The organism is Pseudomonas orientalis (assembly GCF_002934065.1).
Taxonomy (GTDB): Bacteria; Pseudomonadota; Gammaproteobacteria; order Pseudomonadales; family Pseudomonadaceae; genus Aquipseudomonas; species Aquipseudomonas orientalis_A.
This window is the reverse complement of the sequence record NZ_CP018049.1, coordinates 3,825,141-3,841,182: the sequence shown is the minus strand read 5'-3', so window position 1 is coordinate 3,841,182 and position 16,042 is coordinate 3,825,141. Positions and strand designations below refer to the sequence as shown.

Annotated in this window: 15 protein-coding genes; 14 read left to right on the top strand and 1 reads right to left on the bottom strand. The window is 64.1% G+C overall.

From position 1 onward, the window contains the following. Positions 1-123: 123 nt before the first annotated feature. Positions 124-1,164, top strand: a complete 1,041-nt coding sequence (locus tag BOP93_RS17175; protein WP_104503609.1) for a LacI family DNA-binding transcriptional regulator — start codon at positions 124-126, stop codon at positions 1,162-1,164. A 62-nt stretch (positions 1,165-1,226) separates the two neighbouring features. Beyond that, entirely contained in the window at positions 1,227-1,841 is a 615-nt protein-coding gene (locus BOP93_RS17170; protein WP_065887195.1) for a TetR/AcrR family transcriptional regulator, read from the top strand. 645 nt (positions 1,842-2,486) lie between these two features. Here BOP93_RS17170 and BOP93_RS17160 read toward each other — a convergent pair. Further along, positions 2,487-5,237: a beta-glucosidase gene (locus BOP93_RS17160; protein WP_104503607.1), complete on the bottom strand. Its 2,751-nt coding sequence runs from the start codon at positions 5,235-5,237 to the stop codon at positions 2,487-2,489. A gap of 509 nt (positions 5,238-5,746) precedes the next feature. Between BOP93_RS17160 and BOP93_RS17155 the strand changes: the two genes are divergently transcribed. From BOP93_RS17155 to gspD, 12 genes are all read left to right on the top strand, one after another. After that, the gene (locus BOP93_RS17155) at positions 5,747-5,971 is read left to right on the top strand and encodes a hypothetical protein (RefSeq protein ID WP_104503605.1); all 225 of its coding nucleotides are present in this window, start codon (positions 5,747-5,749) and stop codon (positions 5,969-5,971) included. A 148-nt stretch (positions 5,972-6,119) separates the two neighbouring features. After that, positions 6,120-7,850, top strand: a complete 1,731-nt coding sequence (gene gspE / locus BOP93_RS17150; RefSeq protein WP_104503602.1) for a type II secretion system ATPase GspE — start codon at positions 6,120-6,122, stop codon at positions 7,848-7,850. Continuing rightward, on the top strand, positions 7,847-9,049 hold the full coding sequence (gene gspF / locus BOP93_RS17145; protein ID WP_104503600.1) for a type II secretion system inner membrane protein GspF: 1,203 nt from the start codon (positions 7,847-7,849) through the stop codon (positions 9,047-9,049). The genes gspE and gspF overlap by 4 nt, the downstream gene beginning before the upstream one ends. A gap of 20 nt (positions 9,050-9,069) precedes the next feature. After that, the gene (gspG, locus tag BOP93_RS17140; RefSeq protein ID WP_083203132.1) at positions 9,070-9,495 is read left to right on the top strand and encodes a type II secretion system major pseudopilin GspG; all 426 of its coding nucleotides are present in this window, start codon (positions 9,070-9,072) and stop codon (positions 9,493-9,495) included. A 9-nt stretch (positions 9,496-9,504) separates the two neighbouring features. After that, positions 9,505-9,936 carry a type II secretion system protein gene (locus BOP93_RS17135; RefSeq protein WP_065895707.1) on the top strand — a complete coding sequence of 144 codons (432 nt, stop codon included), beginning with the start codon at positions 9,505-9,507 and terminating at the stop codon, positions 9,934-9,936. Next, entirely contained in the window at positions 9,933-10,295 is a 363-nt protein-coding gene (locus BOP93_RS17130; RefSeq protein WP_065892509.1) for a type II secretion system protein, read from the top strand. The genes BOP93_RS17135 and BOP93_RS17130 overlap by 4 nt, the downstream gene beginning before the upstream one ends. Continuing rightward, positions 10,292-10,921, top strand: a complete 630-nt coding sequence (locus BOP93_RS17125) for a prepilin-type N-terminal cleavage/methylation domain-containing protein (protein ID WP_104503598.1) — start codon at positions 10,292-10,294, stop codon at positions 10,919-10,921. The genes BOP93_RS17130 and BOP93_RS17125 overlap by 4 nt, the downstream gene beginning before the upstream one ends. Further along, positions 10,918-11,643, top strand: coding sequence for a general secretion pathway protein GspK (locus BOP93_RS17120; protein WP_065935416.1), 726 nt, complete (start codon positions 10,918-10,920; stop codon positions 11,641-11,643). Before BOP93_RS17125 ends, BOP93_RS17120 begins: the two co-directional genes overlap by 4 nt. Continuing rightward, positions 11,640-12,683, top strand: a complete 1,044-nt coding sequence (locus BOP93_RS17115) for a PilN domain-containing protein (protein ID WP_104503596.1) — start codon at positions 11,640-11,642, stop codon at positions 12,681-12,683. The genes BOP93_RS17120 and BOP93_RS17115 overlap by 4 nt, the downstream gene beginning before the upstream one ends. Then, a complete protein-coding gene (gspM, locus tag BOP93_RS17110; RefSeq protein WP_104503594.1) occupies positions 12,658-13,269 on the top strand; it encodes a type II secretion system protein GspM in 612 nt (203 codons plus the stop codon). The genes BOP93_RS17115 and gspM overlap by 26 nt, the downstream gene beginning before the upstream one ends. After that, a complete protein-coding gene (locus BOP93_RS17105; protein ID WP_104503592.1) occupies positions 13,266-13,790 on the top strand; it encodes a general secretion pathway protein GspN in 525 nt (174 codons plus the stop codon). Before gspM ends, BOP93_RS17105 begins: the two co-directional genes overlap by 4 nt. Beyond that, positions 13,787-16,006 carry a type II secretion system secretin GspD gene (gspD, locus tag BOP93_RS17100; protein WP_104503590.1) on the top strand — a complete coding sequence of 740 codons (2,220 nt, stop codon included), beginning with the start codon at positions 13,787-13,789 and terminating at the stop codon, positions 16,004-16,006. Before BOP93_RS17105 ends, gspD begins: the two co-directional genes overlap by 4 nt. Positions 16,007-16,042: the final 36 nt, after the last annotated feature.

The window sequence follows — 16,042 nt, the reverse complement described above, 5'->3', positions numbered from 1 at the left end:
GCGAGTAGCAGACAATGCGCTTTGTTAGCGCTAACATCGGCATTATTGAAGGCTCGCGTTTAGAGCGTCAAATACTAAAAAATTAGTTTTATATTCTTTTTGGTTTTTTACTGGATGCCCCCCGTGACTGAAGCAAAACCGCGCAAACGCCGTGGCGCCGGCCGCGTCACCCTGAGCACCGTCGCGCACCAGGCCGGGGTGTCGGCGATTACCGTGTCGCGGTATTTCAATCAGCCGGAGCAAGTCTCGCCCGAGCGCCGCGAACGTATTGCCGAGGTGGTCGCCGCACTGGGCTATGTGCCGAATCTGGTGGCCGGTGGCCTGGCCTCCGCACGGGGCCGGATCGTGGCCATGGTGATCCCGAACATCTCCGGGCCGATCTTCGCCAATACCCTCCAGGGTTTCAGCGATACCCTCAGCCGGCATGGGTACCAGCTGTTGCTGGCGTCCAGTTATTTCAGCGCCGAGCAGGAAGAAAGTGCGGTGCGTGCCTTTCTCGGCTGGTCGCCGGCGGCGTTGGTGCTGACCAGCCGTTTTCACAGTGCGGGCACCGAAAAGATGATCGCCGACGCCGATATCCCCGTGGTCGAAACCTGGGACTACGTGCCCGAGCGCAAGCCGTTGCAGATCGGTTTTTCCCACTATGAAGTCGGCGTGACGGCCGCGCGGTACCTGCACGCCAAGGGCCACCGACGCATCGCTTTCGTGCACAACAGCGCCGCGGGGGACCTGAGCGCGCGTGAGCGGGGCGAGGGGTTCGCCGCGACCCTGATCGAACTGGGCGTGCAGCCCTGGGTCTTCGCTCCCGACGCCGACCGCGCGCCCTTTGAGGCGGGCAAGCAGGCGATGGAAAGCCTGATGAGCCATGCCACACCGCCCGACGCGATCTTCTTCGCCAATGACAACCTGGCCGCCGGCGGCTTGCTGGCAGGGCAGCGTGCCGGGTTGAAAATCCCCCAGGACTGCGCGGTACTCGGTTTCGGCGATTACCCGTTTGCCGAAATGCTATTGCCGAGCCTGAGCACCATCAAGCCGCCGGCGTTGGACATTGGTGTGCTGGCGGCCACGCGGATACTGGAAAGCCTTGGCGTACTGGCGGTGGTGGATGAGGTACAGCGCTTGAACCTGTTGGACTGCAGCCTGATCGAACGCGAAAGCGCCTGAGCTTTATTTGCGGCCCAGGGGCAATTTGGATAGGGTGCAAGCCTGCCCACAAGGACGTTCCCATGACTGAACCTGCCCCTAAAACCCGCCGCGCACCCAAGGGTGAAAAACGCCGCGAAGAGCTGCTGGACGCGGCCTTGCAGGTGTTCTCCCTGGAGGGCTACAGCGGCGCCTCCGTGGCCCAGGTGGCGGCGATTGTCGGTATTTCCGTGGCTGGCCTGCTGCATCACTTTCCCAGCAAGATCTCGTTGTTGATGGGCGTGCTGCAACGCCGCGACGAAGTCAACCAACGGATTGCCGATGAAGTACGCGCCGAGAAGTCGTTGAGCGGGTTGCTTGGCAGCCTGCGCGCGATCAACCGCTCGAATGCCACCGCGCCTGGTGTGGTGCGTGCATTTACCATTTTGAATGCGGAAAGTCTGCTTGATACGCAACCGGCGTGGGGCTGGTTTCAGGAGCGCTATGCGGGGATCCAGCGACGACTGCAGGGGCAGTTTGCAGACCTGGTGGCGGCGGGGGAGGTGCGCAGTGACGTGGACATTGCCGGGCTGGTGGAAGAGATCCTGGCCATGATGGATGGCTTGCAGATCCAGTGGCTGCGCTTTCCGGAGCAGGTGGACCTGGTGGCGCGGTTCGATGCCTACATTGCGCGGGTCGAAGCGGCCATTAGAGCCTGAGTCGATCCCGGTCCAAATGTGGGAGGGGCGGTGCGACGATTCGACTTGCCTCCGATGGCGGCCTCTGGCTGGCCGGGATTTTGGTGTCGATCCCGGTCCAATGTGGGAGGGGGCTTGCCCCCGATGGCGGCCTCTGGGCCGACCAGGATGCTGGATCAGACCGAGTACATATCCGTTGCTGCGGTCACGGCTGCTATGGGTTCCGCCCTTACGGCGGCTCACTTTTGAAAAGCGCAAAAGTAAGCAAAACGCTCTTGCCCCACCACTCGGCACCTCGCTTAGGCTCGGTGTGCCCGAACGCAGGCTTGAATCCGTGGGCCGCCGCCACGCGCCATCCATGGCGCGGGGCGGCTAACCCGGCGTCCTGCCGGGTTACCCACGGATTCAAGCCTGCGTTCGGCCAGCGTGGTTTAACGGGGCGCCTGAGATCAAAAGCAGATCAAGATCAAGATCAAGAGCGGCTCGCTTCGCATCGTGGATACCCGATTGATCGTTCCCACGCTCCGCGTGGTAATGCATCCCGTGACGCTCTGCGTCACCTGTACGCATTGAGTTGTCGGCGGAACGCGGAGCGTCCCAGGCGGCATTCCCACGCAGAGCGTGGGAACGATCATGTGGCAGGGGGCTTGCCCCCTTCCACAGGGATCAGTTGCCCGCAGCACTGCCCTGGCTGCTGTCATCGCTCATGTCATAGCCATCACCGTCGCTGGTGCCGCTATCCCCTTCATTTTGATGCAGTACGCCGCCGGTCTTCACCGTCGATTCACGCAACGTCGAGTTCAGCGCCGAACGCGGCAGCGGGTTGCTGGTGGTGGTCGACAGTTCCTGGCGGAACGGGTTGACCAGCTTGGCGTTCAGGCGGATGTCCTGGGACGAAGCGCCCACCGACAGGTTGAAGCTGTCGGCATCCACCACCCACTGCTTGCTGGCCACATCGTAGTAGGCCAGCGAGCGGTCGTTGAGCTCGATGGTCACGCGCTTGCTCTGGCCAGGCTTGAGGAACACTTTCTTGTAGCCCTTGAGCTCCTTGATCGCGCGTTCGACTTTCGGGTTGTTCTGGCCCACGTACAGCTCGGCCACTTCGGCGCCGGCGACCTTGCCGGTGTTGGCCAGATCGAACGACACCTTGATCGGCGCACCGGCCACGGCGACGCCAGGGCTGACGCTGATGTTGCTGTAGCCGAAGGTGGTGTACGACAAGCCATAACCGAACGGATACAGCGGCTTGATGCCCTTCTTCTCGTAGCCGCGATAGCCCAGGAACAGGTCGTCCTTGTAGCTCATCTCGCTCAGGGTTTCCTGATTGTCGAACTTGGGGAAAGTCGCGTAGATCGGGTTGTCTTCGATGTTGCGTTCGATACTGATCGGCAGCTTGGCCGACGGGTTGACCTTGCCCAGCAGGATCTCTGCCAGGGCCTGGCCGCCGTTCTGCCCAGGGTAGAAGGCGTGCAGGGCGGCCGGCACCTGGTCGATCCAGTCGCTCATCTTCAAGCCGGTGCCGCCGTGCAGGGTGACCACGGTGTTCGGGTTGACCTTGGCAATGCTCTGGATCAGCAGGTTCTGGTATTCCGGCAGGTCGAAGCTGTGGTCGAAGCCTTCGCCCTCGTATTCATTGCTGTTGCCGGCTGCCACCAGTACGGCGTCGTACTGCGCCAGGTCCTGTGGCGCAACCAGCGATGCCCAGCTCATCTGCACGCCAACCAGGCCGCCCATGGTGGAGAGGTAGCCGTTGCGGCGCGAGTATTCGAGCTTGATGTCGACCGGTTTGCCGGCTTCAAGATTGACCTTGGCGAACACCGGGATGGTCGGCGGAATGCTGTTGTTCGGCAGCGGCTTGCCGTCGCCGTTGTCGAGGACTTTCTTGCCGTTGACGTAGAGGCGTACCGCACCGTCGGCGCGGACTTTGAACACCTGTTCGCCGCTGACGGTCGGGGTGATCTGGCCGCTGTAGCGAATCGACGTGGCGGCAGTGTCGCCATTGACTGGCAGGCTGTCGGTGGACCAGTCGAGGTTGACGTGGGTGTCAGTGCGGGTGGCGGCCGGGTCACCGGACCAGTTGGTGTTGCTGAAGAACTCGGTCTTCAGGCCTTTGACACTGTTGCCATTGCTGTCGGCATGGGTCCAGCTGGAGGTGGCCGGGTCCAGCGACAGCCCGTCGATGAACTCGACCTTGGCGCCTGGCGCCAGTTGCTGCAAGCCGCTCAGCTCGCTGATGTAGTTGGCGGCCATCACGTTGGCGCTGCCGAAACCGGTAGGCGGCGCGTACTTGGCCAGGGTGCCGACCACGGCGATGCGCTTGACCTTCTTCGCGTCCAGCGGCAGCAGGCTGTTCTGGTTTTTCAGCAGCACGATGCCTTCGCGCGCGGCATTGAGCGCCGTGCGGTTGCTGGTGGCGCTGTTCATGTTGTGGCTGGTCAGCGGGGCTTTGCTGTCGAACTTGTACAGGTAGATCTGCTTGAGGATGCGGCGAACCTTGTCATCGATGGTCGCGCTGCTCAGCTCGCCACTGTCCAGGTACGGCTTGAGGACGGTGCTGTTCATCTGGTAGCCCATCATGTCCAGGTCAGTACCGGCCTGTGCCGCCGGCAAGCCGTCGACCACGGCGTTGTAGTCACTCTGGACGAAACCCGGATAGCCCCATTCGGTTTTCAGGATGTCACGCATCAGGTGCTTGTTCTGGCATGCGAACTCGCCGTTCACCTTCTGGAATGCACACATCATCATCGCGACTTTGCTGTTCTTCGAGGCGGACTCGAAAGGCGGCAGGGTCATCTCGCGCAGCACGCGCTCGCTGATGGTTTCGTTGAGATGGAAGCGGTTGCTTTCCTGGTCATTGGCGGCGAAATGCTTGGCGTTGGCCCACACGCCGCGCGACTGAATCCCGTTGATCACGGCCGGCCCCAGGCTGGCGCCGAGGAAGGGGTCTTCACCCGACAGATACTCGAACGCACGGCCGCTGTACGGCATGCGGTACAGATTGATGCCGGGGCCGGTGACGAACTGATAACCGCCGCTGGCGGTGTCGTAGCCCAGGGCACGGCCCAGGTCGATGGCGCGACGCGGGTTCCAGCTGGCTGCCAGGTTCGGACCGGACGGGTACACCACGCCCTGGGCGTTGCCTTCACTGGTGTAGCGCACGCCGACACCGCCGTCGGCACCGTGGATCTGCGGGATGCCGTATTGGGTCAACGGCTTGACGTCCCAACCGCCAGTGCCGCCGATGTAGGCGAGTTTCTCTTCCATGGTCATCTTCGCCAGGGTTTTATCCGCGGCCTTTTCTGCGCGGCTCACCCTGCCCTCATCCAAGGCCGGGCTGGTGGCCGCATGCACCTGGGACACGGCCAGTGCCAGCAGGGCAAATGCCGACTGCGCACCGATCATTTTGCGTTTGTTCATGGGTTTCTCCGACAACTGTTTATTGAAAATAGGGTGCCAAAACGCGCGCTTCACACAGCGCGCCTGTCACTTTTTTACGGGCAATAGTCAGCCTTGATCGCAATGTTTAACCGATGGCTAATTGCAACTACTTGGCAGGTTTCGCAGTATTAAAAGTTTAATAATTGTATGGATTGTTATTGTGAGTAGTGTCTAAGTGGTATCACGCGATGGCGTTTTGAACCGCAAAAACTGCATAATTAAGGCAATTCTTGCAGTTATAAGTCAAACAAAAGCTAATTTTTGCGTGAAATAAGAAATATTTCCTTACCTTTCGGAACTAAGGCTAAACCTACCAGTCGATTGGTTTAAGAAAATATATGGCGGCATGGCAAACTAGTGGCGTTGCCCGGTAGTTCTAAAAGGCCATGTTTTATACAAGCTGTCATACACAACGCTTTGGTGTAGGGTCTTGATCGAATTCAAGGCGCCACTTGAGCTGTCCGCTGTTTTTGAACTGGAGAATGTTTATGAAAATGTCCCTGTTGGGTGCCGGCCTCGTGCTGGGCGTTGCACTGAGTGGCGCGGCCATGGCCGCTGAATCAACCGACGCCGATGCGACGTCGGGTGCTGCCGATTCCACCGTGCTGACCCAGACCCACGACGCCAAGGCGGCGAAAAAGCAGAAAGCCGAAACCACCAAGGGTGGCCGCCCTTTGAAAAGCAGCCAGGCCGCGCCGAAGACCTCGAACTAACCGCGGTCCCCTGTGGGAGGGGGCTTGCCCCCGATAGCGGTGTATCAGTCAGCATATGCGCCAACTGGTCCACAGCTATCGGGGGCAAGCCCCCTCCCACAAGGGGTTCCTGCAGTTGTGTAGAACATTGCCCCTCAGATAGCTGCTTATGCCAAGTCCCTCAACGCCCATCGATGCCTGCCAGATGCACGTCCCGGATACCGAACAAGTCTGCGCGTGGCTGATGCAACAGGCCGGGTTGAAAACCGTGGACCTGGAGCGCGCCCGGCGCCTGTCCCAAGAGAGCGCCGACCCTGAATTACTTGGCCTGCTGACCCGCCTGGGGTTGGTCTCCGAAGTCGAACTGGCCCGCGCCTGGGCCGACTTGCTCGGCGCGCCGCTGCTGCTGGCCGACGCCGCGCCGCCCTTGCTTGACCCGTTACCGAGCCTGACCGAGCGCTTTATGCGCCACTACCAGGTGGTGCCCGTGGGCTGGAGCCAGGGTGGCCTGCGCGTGCTGGCGGCCAACCCGTCGCTGGTCTACCCGTTCCAGGCCCTGGCCTATGCCTGCGGCGTGCCGGTGTGGCTGGCGGTCGGCCCGCGCAACGAGGTCGAAACCCTGATCGAGCGCTACTACGGCCAGGGCCGCTCGGCCATGGGCACGCTGATCGAAAATCTCGACGAGCACAGCGGCGCGCTGGAAGACATCGAACACCTCAAGGACATGGCCTCCGAGGCGCCGGTGATTCGCCTGGTCAACCTGATCCTGCAGCGCGCGGTGGAACATCGCGCCTCGGACATCCATATCGAACCCTTCGAAAACCAGCTCAAGGTGCGTTACCGCATCGACGGCGTGCTGCACGAGGCCGAGGCGCCACCGTCGAGCTCATCCGCCGCGGTGATTTCGCGGGTGAAAATCATGGCGCGCCTGGACATCGCCGAGCGGCGTCTGCCCCAGGACGGCCGGATCATGCTGCGCATCCAGGGCAAGGAACTCGACCTGCGGGTGTCCACGGTGCCTACCAGTTTTGGCGAGTCGGTGGTGATGCGTCTGCTTGATCGGCAGACCGTGCAGTTCGATTTCCAGAGCCTGGGTTTTGATGGCCAGCGCTTGGAAACCTTCCTTGAAGTGCTGGAGCGTCCCCACGGGATTCTGCTGGTCACCGGCCCGACCGGCTCGGGCAAGACCACCACGCTGTACACCGCGCTGTCACGGCTCAACACCGCCGAGCGCAAGATCATCACGGTTGAAGACCCGGTCGAATATCAACTGGAAGGCATCAACCAGATTCAGGTCAAGCCAGCCATTGGCCTGGACTTTGCCGGCGCGCTGCGCTCCATCGTGCGTCAGGACCCGGACGTGATTATGATCGGCGAAATCCGCGACCTGGAAACCTGCCGCATCGCTATTCAATCGTCGCTGACCGGGCATTTGGTGCTGTCCACGTTGCACACCAACAGTGCGGCGGCGAGTATCACGCGGCTGCTCGACATGGGCGTCGAAAGCTACCTGATTGCCTCGACCGTCAACGGCATCCTGGCCCAGCGCCTGGTGCGCCGCCTCGACCCGGCCACCCGGGAAGCCTTCGAAGCACCGCCCGAGCTGATCGCCGAGCATGGCCTGGACCGCTTTACCGATGAGCGCCCGATCATGCTTTATCGGCCCCGCGCCGACACGCCGGGCGGTGGTTACCACGGCCGCAGTGCAATCACCGAGCTGCTGGTGATGAATGAAGAACTGCGCAGCCTGCTGATGCGCCAGGCCGATGCCGCCACCCTGGAAGCCGCCGCCCGCCGTGGCGGCCTGCGCACCTTGCATGAAGAGGGCCTGCGCCAGGCCGTCGCCGGCGTGACGTCGTTGGAAGAAGTATTGCGTGTGACCCGAGGGGAGGGCACGTGAGCCTGTTCAAATACCGCGCCCTCGACAGCCAGGGCGCCGCGCAACACGGCACGCTCGACGCCAAGGACCACGACGCCGCCGTCGCCCTGTTGCACAAGCGCGGGCTGCTGGTGTTGCAGGTTGACGTCGCCGGTGCGCAAGGGCTGCGCAATGCCCTTGGCCGTGGTCAGTTGAGCGGCGCGGCGCTGGTCAGTTTCACCCAGCAACTGGCCACCCTGCTGGGCGCCGGCCAGCCGCTGGAGCGCTCGCTGGGCATCCTGCTCAAGCAACCTGGCCAGCCGCAGACCCGCGCACTCATCGAGCGTATCCGCGAACAGGTCAAGGCCGGCCAGCCGTTATCCAAAGCGCTGGAGGAAGAGGGCCGCCAGTTCTCGCCGCTGTACCTGAGCATGGTGCGCGCGGGCGAGGCGGGCGGCGCCCTGGAAAACACCCTGCGCCAGCTCAGTGACTACCTGGAGCGCAGCCAATTACTGCGCGGCGAGGTGATCAACGCGCTGATCTACCCGGCCTTTCTGGTGGTCGGCGTACTCGGCTCGCTGGCGCTGCTGCTGGCTTATGTGGTGCCGCAGTTCGTGCCGATCTTCAAGGATCTGGGCGTGCCCATTCCGTTGATCACCGAAGTGATCCTCGGGCTCGGCCAGTTTCTCGGGGCCTATGGCCTGGCGGTTTTCGCCGGGTTGATCGTCACGATCTGGACGCTGGCCGCACGCCTGCGCGACCCGCAGCGCCGTGAGCGTTATGACAGGCGCGTGCTTGGCCTCCGTGTGATCGGCCCGCTGCTGCAACGGGTCGAAGCGGCGCGGTTGACGCGCACCCTCGGCACCTTGCTGAGCAACGGCGTGGCGCTGCTGCAGGCGCTGGTGATCGCCCGGCAGGTCTGCACCAATCGCGCGCTGCAAGCGCAAGTCGCCCAGGCCGCCGAATCCGTCAAGGGCGGCGGCACCCTGGCCAGTGCCTTCGGCGCGCAGCCGCTGCTGCCCGACCTGGCGCTGCAAATGATTGAAGTCGGCGAACAGGCCGGCGAACTCGACAGCATGCTGCTCAAGGTCGCCGATGTGTTCGACGTTGAAGCCAAGCGCGGCATCGACCGCCTGCTCGCCGCGCTGGTGCCGTCGCTGACCGTGGTCATGGCGGTGCTGGTGGCGGTGATCATGCTCGCGATCATGCTGCCGCTGATGAGCCTGACCAGCAATATATGAACCCTCAAGGATCCTTACCCATGCGCCAAAACCGATTCAAGCCCGCCCGCCGCCAGGGCGGTTTTACCCTGCTGGAAATGCTCGCCGTGATCGTGCTGCTGGGCATCGTCGCGACCATCGTGGTGCGCCAGGTTGGCGGTAACGTGGACAAGGGCAAGTACGGTGCGGGCAAGGCGCAACTGGCCAGCCTGAGCATGAAAATCGAAAGCTACGGGCTGGACGTCGGCTCGCCGCCCAAGTCCCTGCAGCAACTGGTCGACAAGCCGGGTAACAGCGCCGGCTGGGCCGGCCCGTATGCCAAGCCGTCGGACCTCAAGGACCCGTTCGGCCATGCCTTCGGCTATCGCTTCCCCGGTGAGCACGGCGCGTTCGACCTGATTTTCTACGGTCAGGACGGCCAGCCCGGTGGCGAAGGCTACAGCGCCGACCTGGGCAACTGGGAATAACCGCTGACCATGGCCAACGCCCAACGTGGTTTTACCTTGCTGGAAATGCTGGTGGTAATCGTCTTGATCAGCATCGCGGCCGGCCTGGTGGGTTTTGGCCTGCAACAAGGCCTGCGCGCCGCCAAGGAGCGCCAGGCGGTCGGGCAGATGGTCGAGGCGTTGCGCAGCACGCGGGCGCGGGCGATTGTCAGCGGCACCCCGCAAAGCACGTCGTTCGACTTGCGCAGCCTCAGCTTCCAGGCCCCGGGCCGCCCGAAAAAACACTGGCCGGCCGACCTGCAAGTCACCTTGCACACGGCCGAACATGCAGGCTCGGCGGTGGAGTTCTACCCCGATGGCAGTTCCACCGGCGGCAACCTGTTGTTGGCCAATGGCAGCCGGCGCTGGCGCATCGATATTGGCTGGCTGACCGGCAGCGTGCAGTCCAGGGCGCTGCCATGAAGCGCCAAGCCGGGTTCACCCTGCTGGAAATGCTCGCCGCGCTGACGCTCATGGCTATCTGCAGCACGGTGCTGCTGGTCGCCTTCGGCCAGAGCGCGCGCTCGTTGTTGCACGTCGCCCACAGCGACCGCCTGAGCCATGCTGCCGTCAGCGTGATGGACCAGGAAGCAGCAGGTCCCCTGGCCAATGGCGTGCGCCAGGGCGATCTGGACGGCATCGCCTGGCAACTGCGCATCGCCCAACAGCCCACCCGGATCGGCCAGCCGCAGTTGTTTCGCCTCGACCTGACGGTCAGCGAGGGGCCGCGCCACGCCAGTTTCAGCACCTTGAAACTGCGTGCGGCAGGGGCCGGTTTGTGAAGCGCCGTCAGCAGGGCTTCACCCTGCTCGAAATCATGATCGTGCTGAGCCTGCTCGGCGTGTTACTGACCCTGGTCGGTGGCGCGCTGCTGGGGGCCAATCGCGCGGTGCTCAAGGCGCAGCGCTACACGGTCAGCCTGGATGAAATGCGGGCGGCGCAGCAGTTTTTGCGCACGGCGATCAGCGAGGCGCTGCCCCTGGACGTGACCGAGGACGACAGCCAGACCGACGGGTTTTTCGCCGGCAGCCCACAGCGCATGCAGTTTGTCGCGACCCTGCCGGGCGTGCTCGGTGGCGGGATTCAGCGCTTCACCCTGCAGTTGACCGGCGCCGAGGCGCAGCGCGATTTGCAGGTGGCGTTCGCGCGGTTTGAGTCTCCAGCGCAGGTCAGCGTACCGGCGTCGCGCAGTGAGCCACAGGTGTTATTGAAAGGGGTTGAAGATCTGCAGTTCAGCTATCGCGGCGTGTCGCCCAAGGGCAACGCCACCGGCTGGATCAGCGAGTGGCCGTGGACCCGGCGTTTGCCCTCGGCGGTGCGGATTGCGGCGCGCGTCAATGGGCCGGTGCCCTGGGTCACCCAGGTGATCGCGCTGCGCTTGAACCTGTCGAGTGGGGGCCCCGAATGATCCGGCATCAGCGCGGTGTCGCGCTGCTGCTGGTGCTGTGGGTGCTGGCGTTGCTCAGCCTGCTGCTCGGCGGCCTGGCCGGCTGGGTGCAACTGGAAATCCGCCAGGCGGCGTGGCACCGCCAGCACACCCAGGCGGTGTTGGCCGCCGAGGCGGGCGTGGCGCTGGCGCTGCAGGGCCTGGCCGACCCTTTGCAGCGCAAACAGTGGATCGCCGATGGGCGTGAAATCCCGTTGGTGTTCGACGATGCACAGTTGCACGTCAGCCTGCGCAGCGAGCGCGGCAAGTTGTACTTGAACAGCGCCGAGGTCGGCGATTTCGCGCGGCTGGCCCTGGCCTGCGGTGCGACCCAGGCCCAGGCCGGCCAACTCGCCAAGGACCTGGAGGTACGACGCCACCAGGGCCTGGCGCCGTTCAGGGTCATAGAAGAAGTGCGGCAATTGCCGGGCATGACCCAGGCGCTGTACAGCGCGCTGGTTCCCGAGATCAGCCTGTGGAGTGGCCTGGACCGGCCCGATCCGGCCTTCGCCAGCACGCTGATGCGCCGCGCCTTGAACCTGCCGCACCTGAGTGCGGTGGGCGCCGACCCCGGTGAGGTGCTGGTGATCGACAGCCGCGCGCAACGCCCCGGCGGCTACCACGCCCAGTTGCAAGCCACCGTGTTATTGAGCCCCGCGCAAGGCAGCGCACAACCTTATCGAGTCTTACGTTGGCAAGAATGAACGAACACTTATCCGCACGGCTGCACCTGCTGACGGAGCCCATCACCCAGCGCTGGCGCGGCAGCCTGTTGCAAATGGGCTGGCGGCTGTGGCTCAAGGAGCTGCGTGGCTGCCTGCCGGCCTGGCTGTCGCTGCAGGACATCCCCGAGCATGTGTACCCATGGCCGCTGACCGCGCCCGTGTCGCCCGTGGCCGGCGAGGCGCGCCAGGTGCTGTTGCTGGCGCCCTCGGCGGTGCTGGTGCAAGCCTTGCAGTTGCCCCCGGCGGCGGCGCGCAACCTGGCGACGGTGGTGGGGTATGAACTGGACCGTTTTACCCCGTTTGATGCGGCGCAGTTGTACTTCGTCGCGCGCCAGGAGCGGCGCACTCCGACCCACGTGCACGTGACGCTGGTGGCGATCCTGCGCGAGCGCCTCGACCAGATCCTCACGGAGTGCGCCGCCCTCGGCTTGCAGCCACACGCGGTGGATGTGGCGGACGCGGCGGGCGTCCCGATGGGCATCGACCTGCTGCCGGTACCGCTGCGTCCACGCCAGCGCCCGGCGGGCAAAGGCCTGCAACGCAGCCTGCCGTGGCTGTGCGGCGCCTTGCTGATTGCCGCCATGCTGCTCTGGCTCAACGACCGCCAGCGCGTGCTCGACAGCATGCAGCAAAGCGTGCGCGCGCAAAAAGCCCAGGTCGCCGAAATCCAGGCCCTGCGCCAGCAACTGCTCAATACCCGTGGCGCCGCGCAGTATCTGATCCGCCGCAAGACCGCCCAACCGCCGCTGGCCGGGCTGCTCAACGAGCTGACGGCCTGCCTGCCGTCCGACACCTGGATCGACCAGTTGGAAGTCAACGACGGCGCCGACGTTTCATTCTCCGGGCAAAGCGCCAAGGCCAGTGCCCTGATCACCCGCATCAAGGGCTGCCACAGCCTGGAAAATGCCCAGTTCGAAGGGGTGATCCAACCCGACGCGCAAACCGGCAAGGATCAATTTTCCTTGCGCGCCCACCTGCACCAGGAGGCCGCCGATGCGCCGACCACTGACACCCCGTGAGCGCCGTGGCGCAGCCCTGATCGGCCTGGCCCTGGTGCTCGGCGCCGCGTATTGGCTATTGGTCGACAGCTGGTTCGCCGGCCCCTTGCGCGAGATGGGCGAGCAGGCCGAGCAGCTGCGCGAACAGCAGCAACGCTACGCCGGCATATTGCGCCAGGGTGATTCCCTGCGTCAGCAACTCGAGGAGGCCCGCCAGGACCCGGCCAGCAGCACCAGCCTGCTGCCCGGCGATGACCCCAGCGCCGTGGCGGCGGACCTGATGCAACGCGTCGCCGACCTGATCAACAGCCGCGCCGGCCTCGGTGGCGGCTGCAGCCTCACGCAGCGCATGCCGATCACCCCCGAGCAGGACGACAGCGAACCCTACCGCCAAGTCAAAGTCAGCCTGACCCTGAACTGCGCCATCGAACCCTTGACCGCGATCCTGCACGAGCTGGAGTACCAGCGCCCGTTCCTGTTTGTCGATGAGATGAGCATCCGCCGTGGGCCGAACGCGCCCGCCAGCGGTGGTGCCGGTCAACTGGTGGTGCACCTGCTCGTGCGTGGCTACCTGCAACCGGCTTCCGCCGCGCAGGTGCGCCGATGATCAACGCACTGCGTCCCCTGGAGTGGCTGTTGCTCGGCGTGGCCGGGCTGTTGGGCCTGTTGATGGTCGGCATCCTCAGCAGCATCGGCGATGCGCCTGAGTGGTTGCCGGCGCCCGAACCCGATGCGCGCGCCAACGCCCCGGCCAAGGTACTGGTGGCCCCGAGCGCAACCCTGGAAAGCCTCGCCGGCACCTGGCAGGCGCCGCTGTTCAGCCCTGACCGCAGCCCTGACCGCGCGGTTGGCCAAGCCGCCGTCTCCAGCCTGTCGAGCCTGACGCTGACCGGCATCGTACTGGACGGCGACCTGCGCGTCGCACTGCTCAAACGCGCGGACGGCCCGCCACTGAAAGTCCACCAGGACCAGACCCTGCCCAACGGCTGGCGCCTGGAACACCTGACACCCCGCGAAGCCCGCTTTGTCCTCGACGGCCGCACGCAGACCCTGAGCCTGCGAGGCCTGCGCCTGCCGCCGCCGTCGACCACACCCCCGATTACCCTTCCTCACGAGTCCGCCCCTTGATCGATACATTCCCCGGCGCTTTGCGCACCACCGTGTTTTGCCTGGCCACCGCCGTTTCCCTCGGTGGCTGCGGCACATTCCCTGAGCATCTGGACCCGGACGAGGCCTTGTTGCATGAGGCGATGCAGGGCACCGGCGCGCAACGCCCGCCCGTGGACCCGGCCAGCGAACAGGCCCCGGTCGACAGCAGCCAGCCCCAGGCCAAGACGCCGCCCCAGCGCCAATTGATTCGCGGCAACCAGCAGTTCGTGCGCCAACCCACAGCGGCGCCGGCCGGCAAGGCGCAGGCGGGCGGTGACATCGTGTTCAACTTCGCCGACCAGCCAATCGAGGCGGTGATCAACAGCGTGATGGGTGACCTGCTGCATGAGAACTACAGCATTGCCCAGGGGGTGAAGGGTAACGTCAGCTTTTCCACCTCCAAGCCGGTGAACAAGGAGCAGGCGCTGTCGATTCTCGAAACCCTGTTGTCGTGGACCGACAACGCCATGATCAAGCAGGGCAACCGCTATGTGATTTTGCCGGCCAACCAGGCGGTGGCGGGCAAGCTGGTGCCGCAGATGCGCGTGGCGCAACCGTCCAACGGCCTGTCGGCGCGACTGTTCCCACTGCGTTATATCTCGGCCACCGAGATGCAGAAATTGCTCAAGCCGTTTGCTCGCGAGAATGCCTTTCTGCTGGTTGACCCGGCGCGCAATGTGCTGAGCCTGGCCGGTACGCCGGAAGAGCTGGCCAACTATCAGGACACCATCGACACCTTTGACGTGGACTGGCTCAAGGGCATGTCGGTGGGCGTGTTCGGCCTGCAACGCGCCTCCGTCGCCGAACTGATGCCCGAGCTGCAAAAAATGTTCGGGCCCGACAGTGGCATGCCGTTGGCGGGCATGGTGCGGTTCTTGCCGATCGAGCGCACCAACTCGGTGGTCGCGATCTCGTCGCAGCCGCAGTACCTCAGCGAAGTCGGTGACTGGATTCACACCATCGACGAAGGCGGCGGCAACGAGCCGCAGATGTATGTGTACGACGTGCGCAACATGAAGGCCACCGACCTGGCCAAGTACCTGCGGCAGATCTACGGCAGCGGCGCGATCAAGGACGACGCTCCGGCCAAGGTCGCGCCTGGTTTGCGCACCGCGACCCTGTCATCGCCCGGCACCAACAGCACGTCCGGCAACACGCCTGGCGGCTTGAGCAATAACCTGAATAACAACCAGCCTGCCGCCGAGGATGAGGAGCAGGAGCCACAAGCCGAGGACACTGCCGAGCAAGACACCACCGAAGGCGCGCCGGCCAAAAGCCTCGACGCCGGCACCCGCATCACCGCGCAAAAAAGCAGTAACCAGCTGCTGGTGCGCACGCGCCCGGTGCAGTGGAAGGAAATCGAATCGGCGATCAAACGCCTCGACAATCCGCCGCTGCAAGTGCAGATCGAGACGCGCATCCTTGAGGTCAAACTCACCGGTGAACTGGACCTGGGCGTGCAGTGGTACCTGGGCCGCCTGGCCGGCAATTCCACCAGCACCACGGTGGCAAACGCCTCCGGCAGCCAGGGCGCGCTGGGCGGTGGCGGGGCCGGGCTGGGGGCGGCGGATTCGTTGTTCTATTCCTTCGTCAGCTCCAACCTGCAAGTGGCCCTGCACGCCCTGGAAACCAACGGCCGCACCCAGGTGCTGTCGGCACCGTCGCTGGTGGTGATGAACAACCAGCCAGCGCAGATTCAGGTGGGCGATAACATTCCTATCAGCCAGACCACGGTGAACACGGGGACGTCTGACACTACCTTGAGCAGTGTGGAGTATGTGCAGACGGGTGTGATCCTGGATGTGGTGCCGCGCATCAATCCGGGTGGCCTGGTGTATATGGATATTCAGCAGCAGGTCAGCGATGCGCAGGACCAGGCGGCGTCGAGTAATGACACGCCGAATAATCCGCGTATTTCCACACGGTCGGTGTCGACGCAGGTGGCGGTGCAGAGCGGGCAGACGGTGCTGCTGGGGGGGTTGATCAAGCAGGACAATGCGGACTCCGTCAGTGCCGTACCGTACCTGGGCAAGATCCCCGGTTTGCGCTGGTTGTTCGGCAACACCAGCAAATCCAAGGATCGCACCGAATTGATCGTGCTGATCACCCCCCGTGTGATCACCAGCAGCAGCCAGGCGCGGCAGGTGACGGACGATTATCGCCAGCAGATGCAGCTGCTCAAGCCCGCTAACTGAAGGAACGTGGTTGAAAATGTGGGAGGGGGCTTGCCC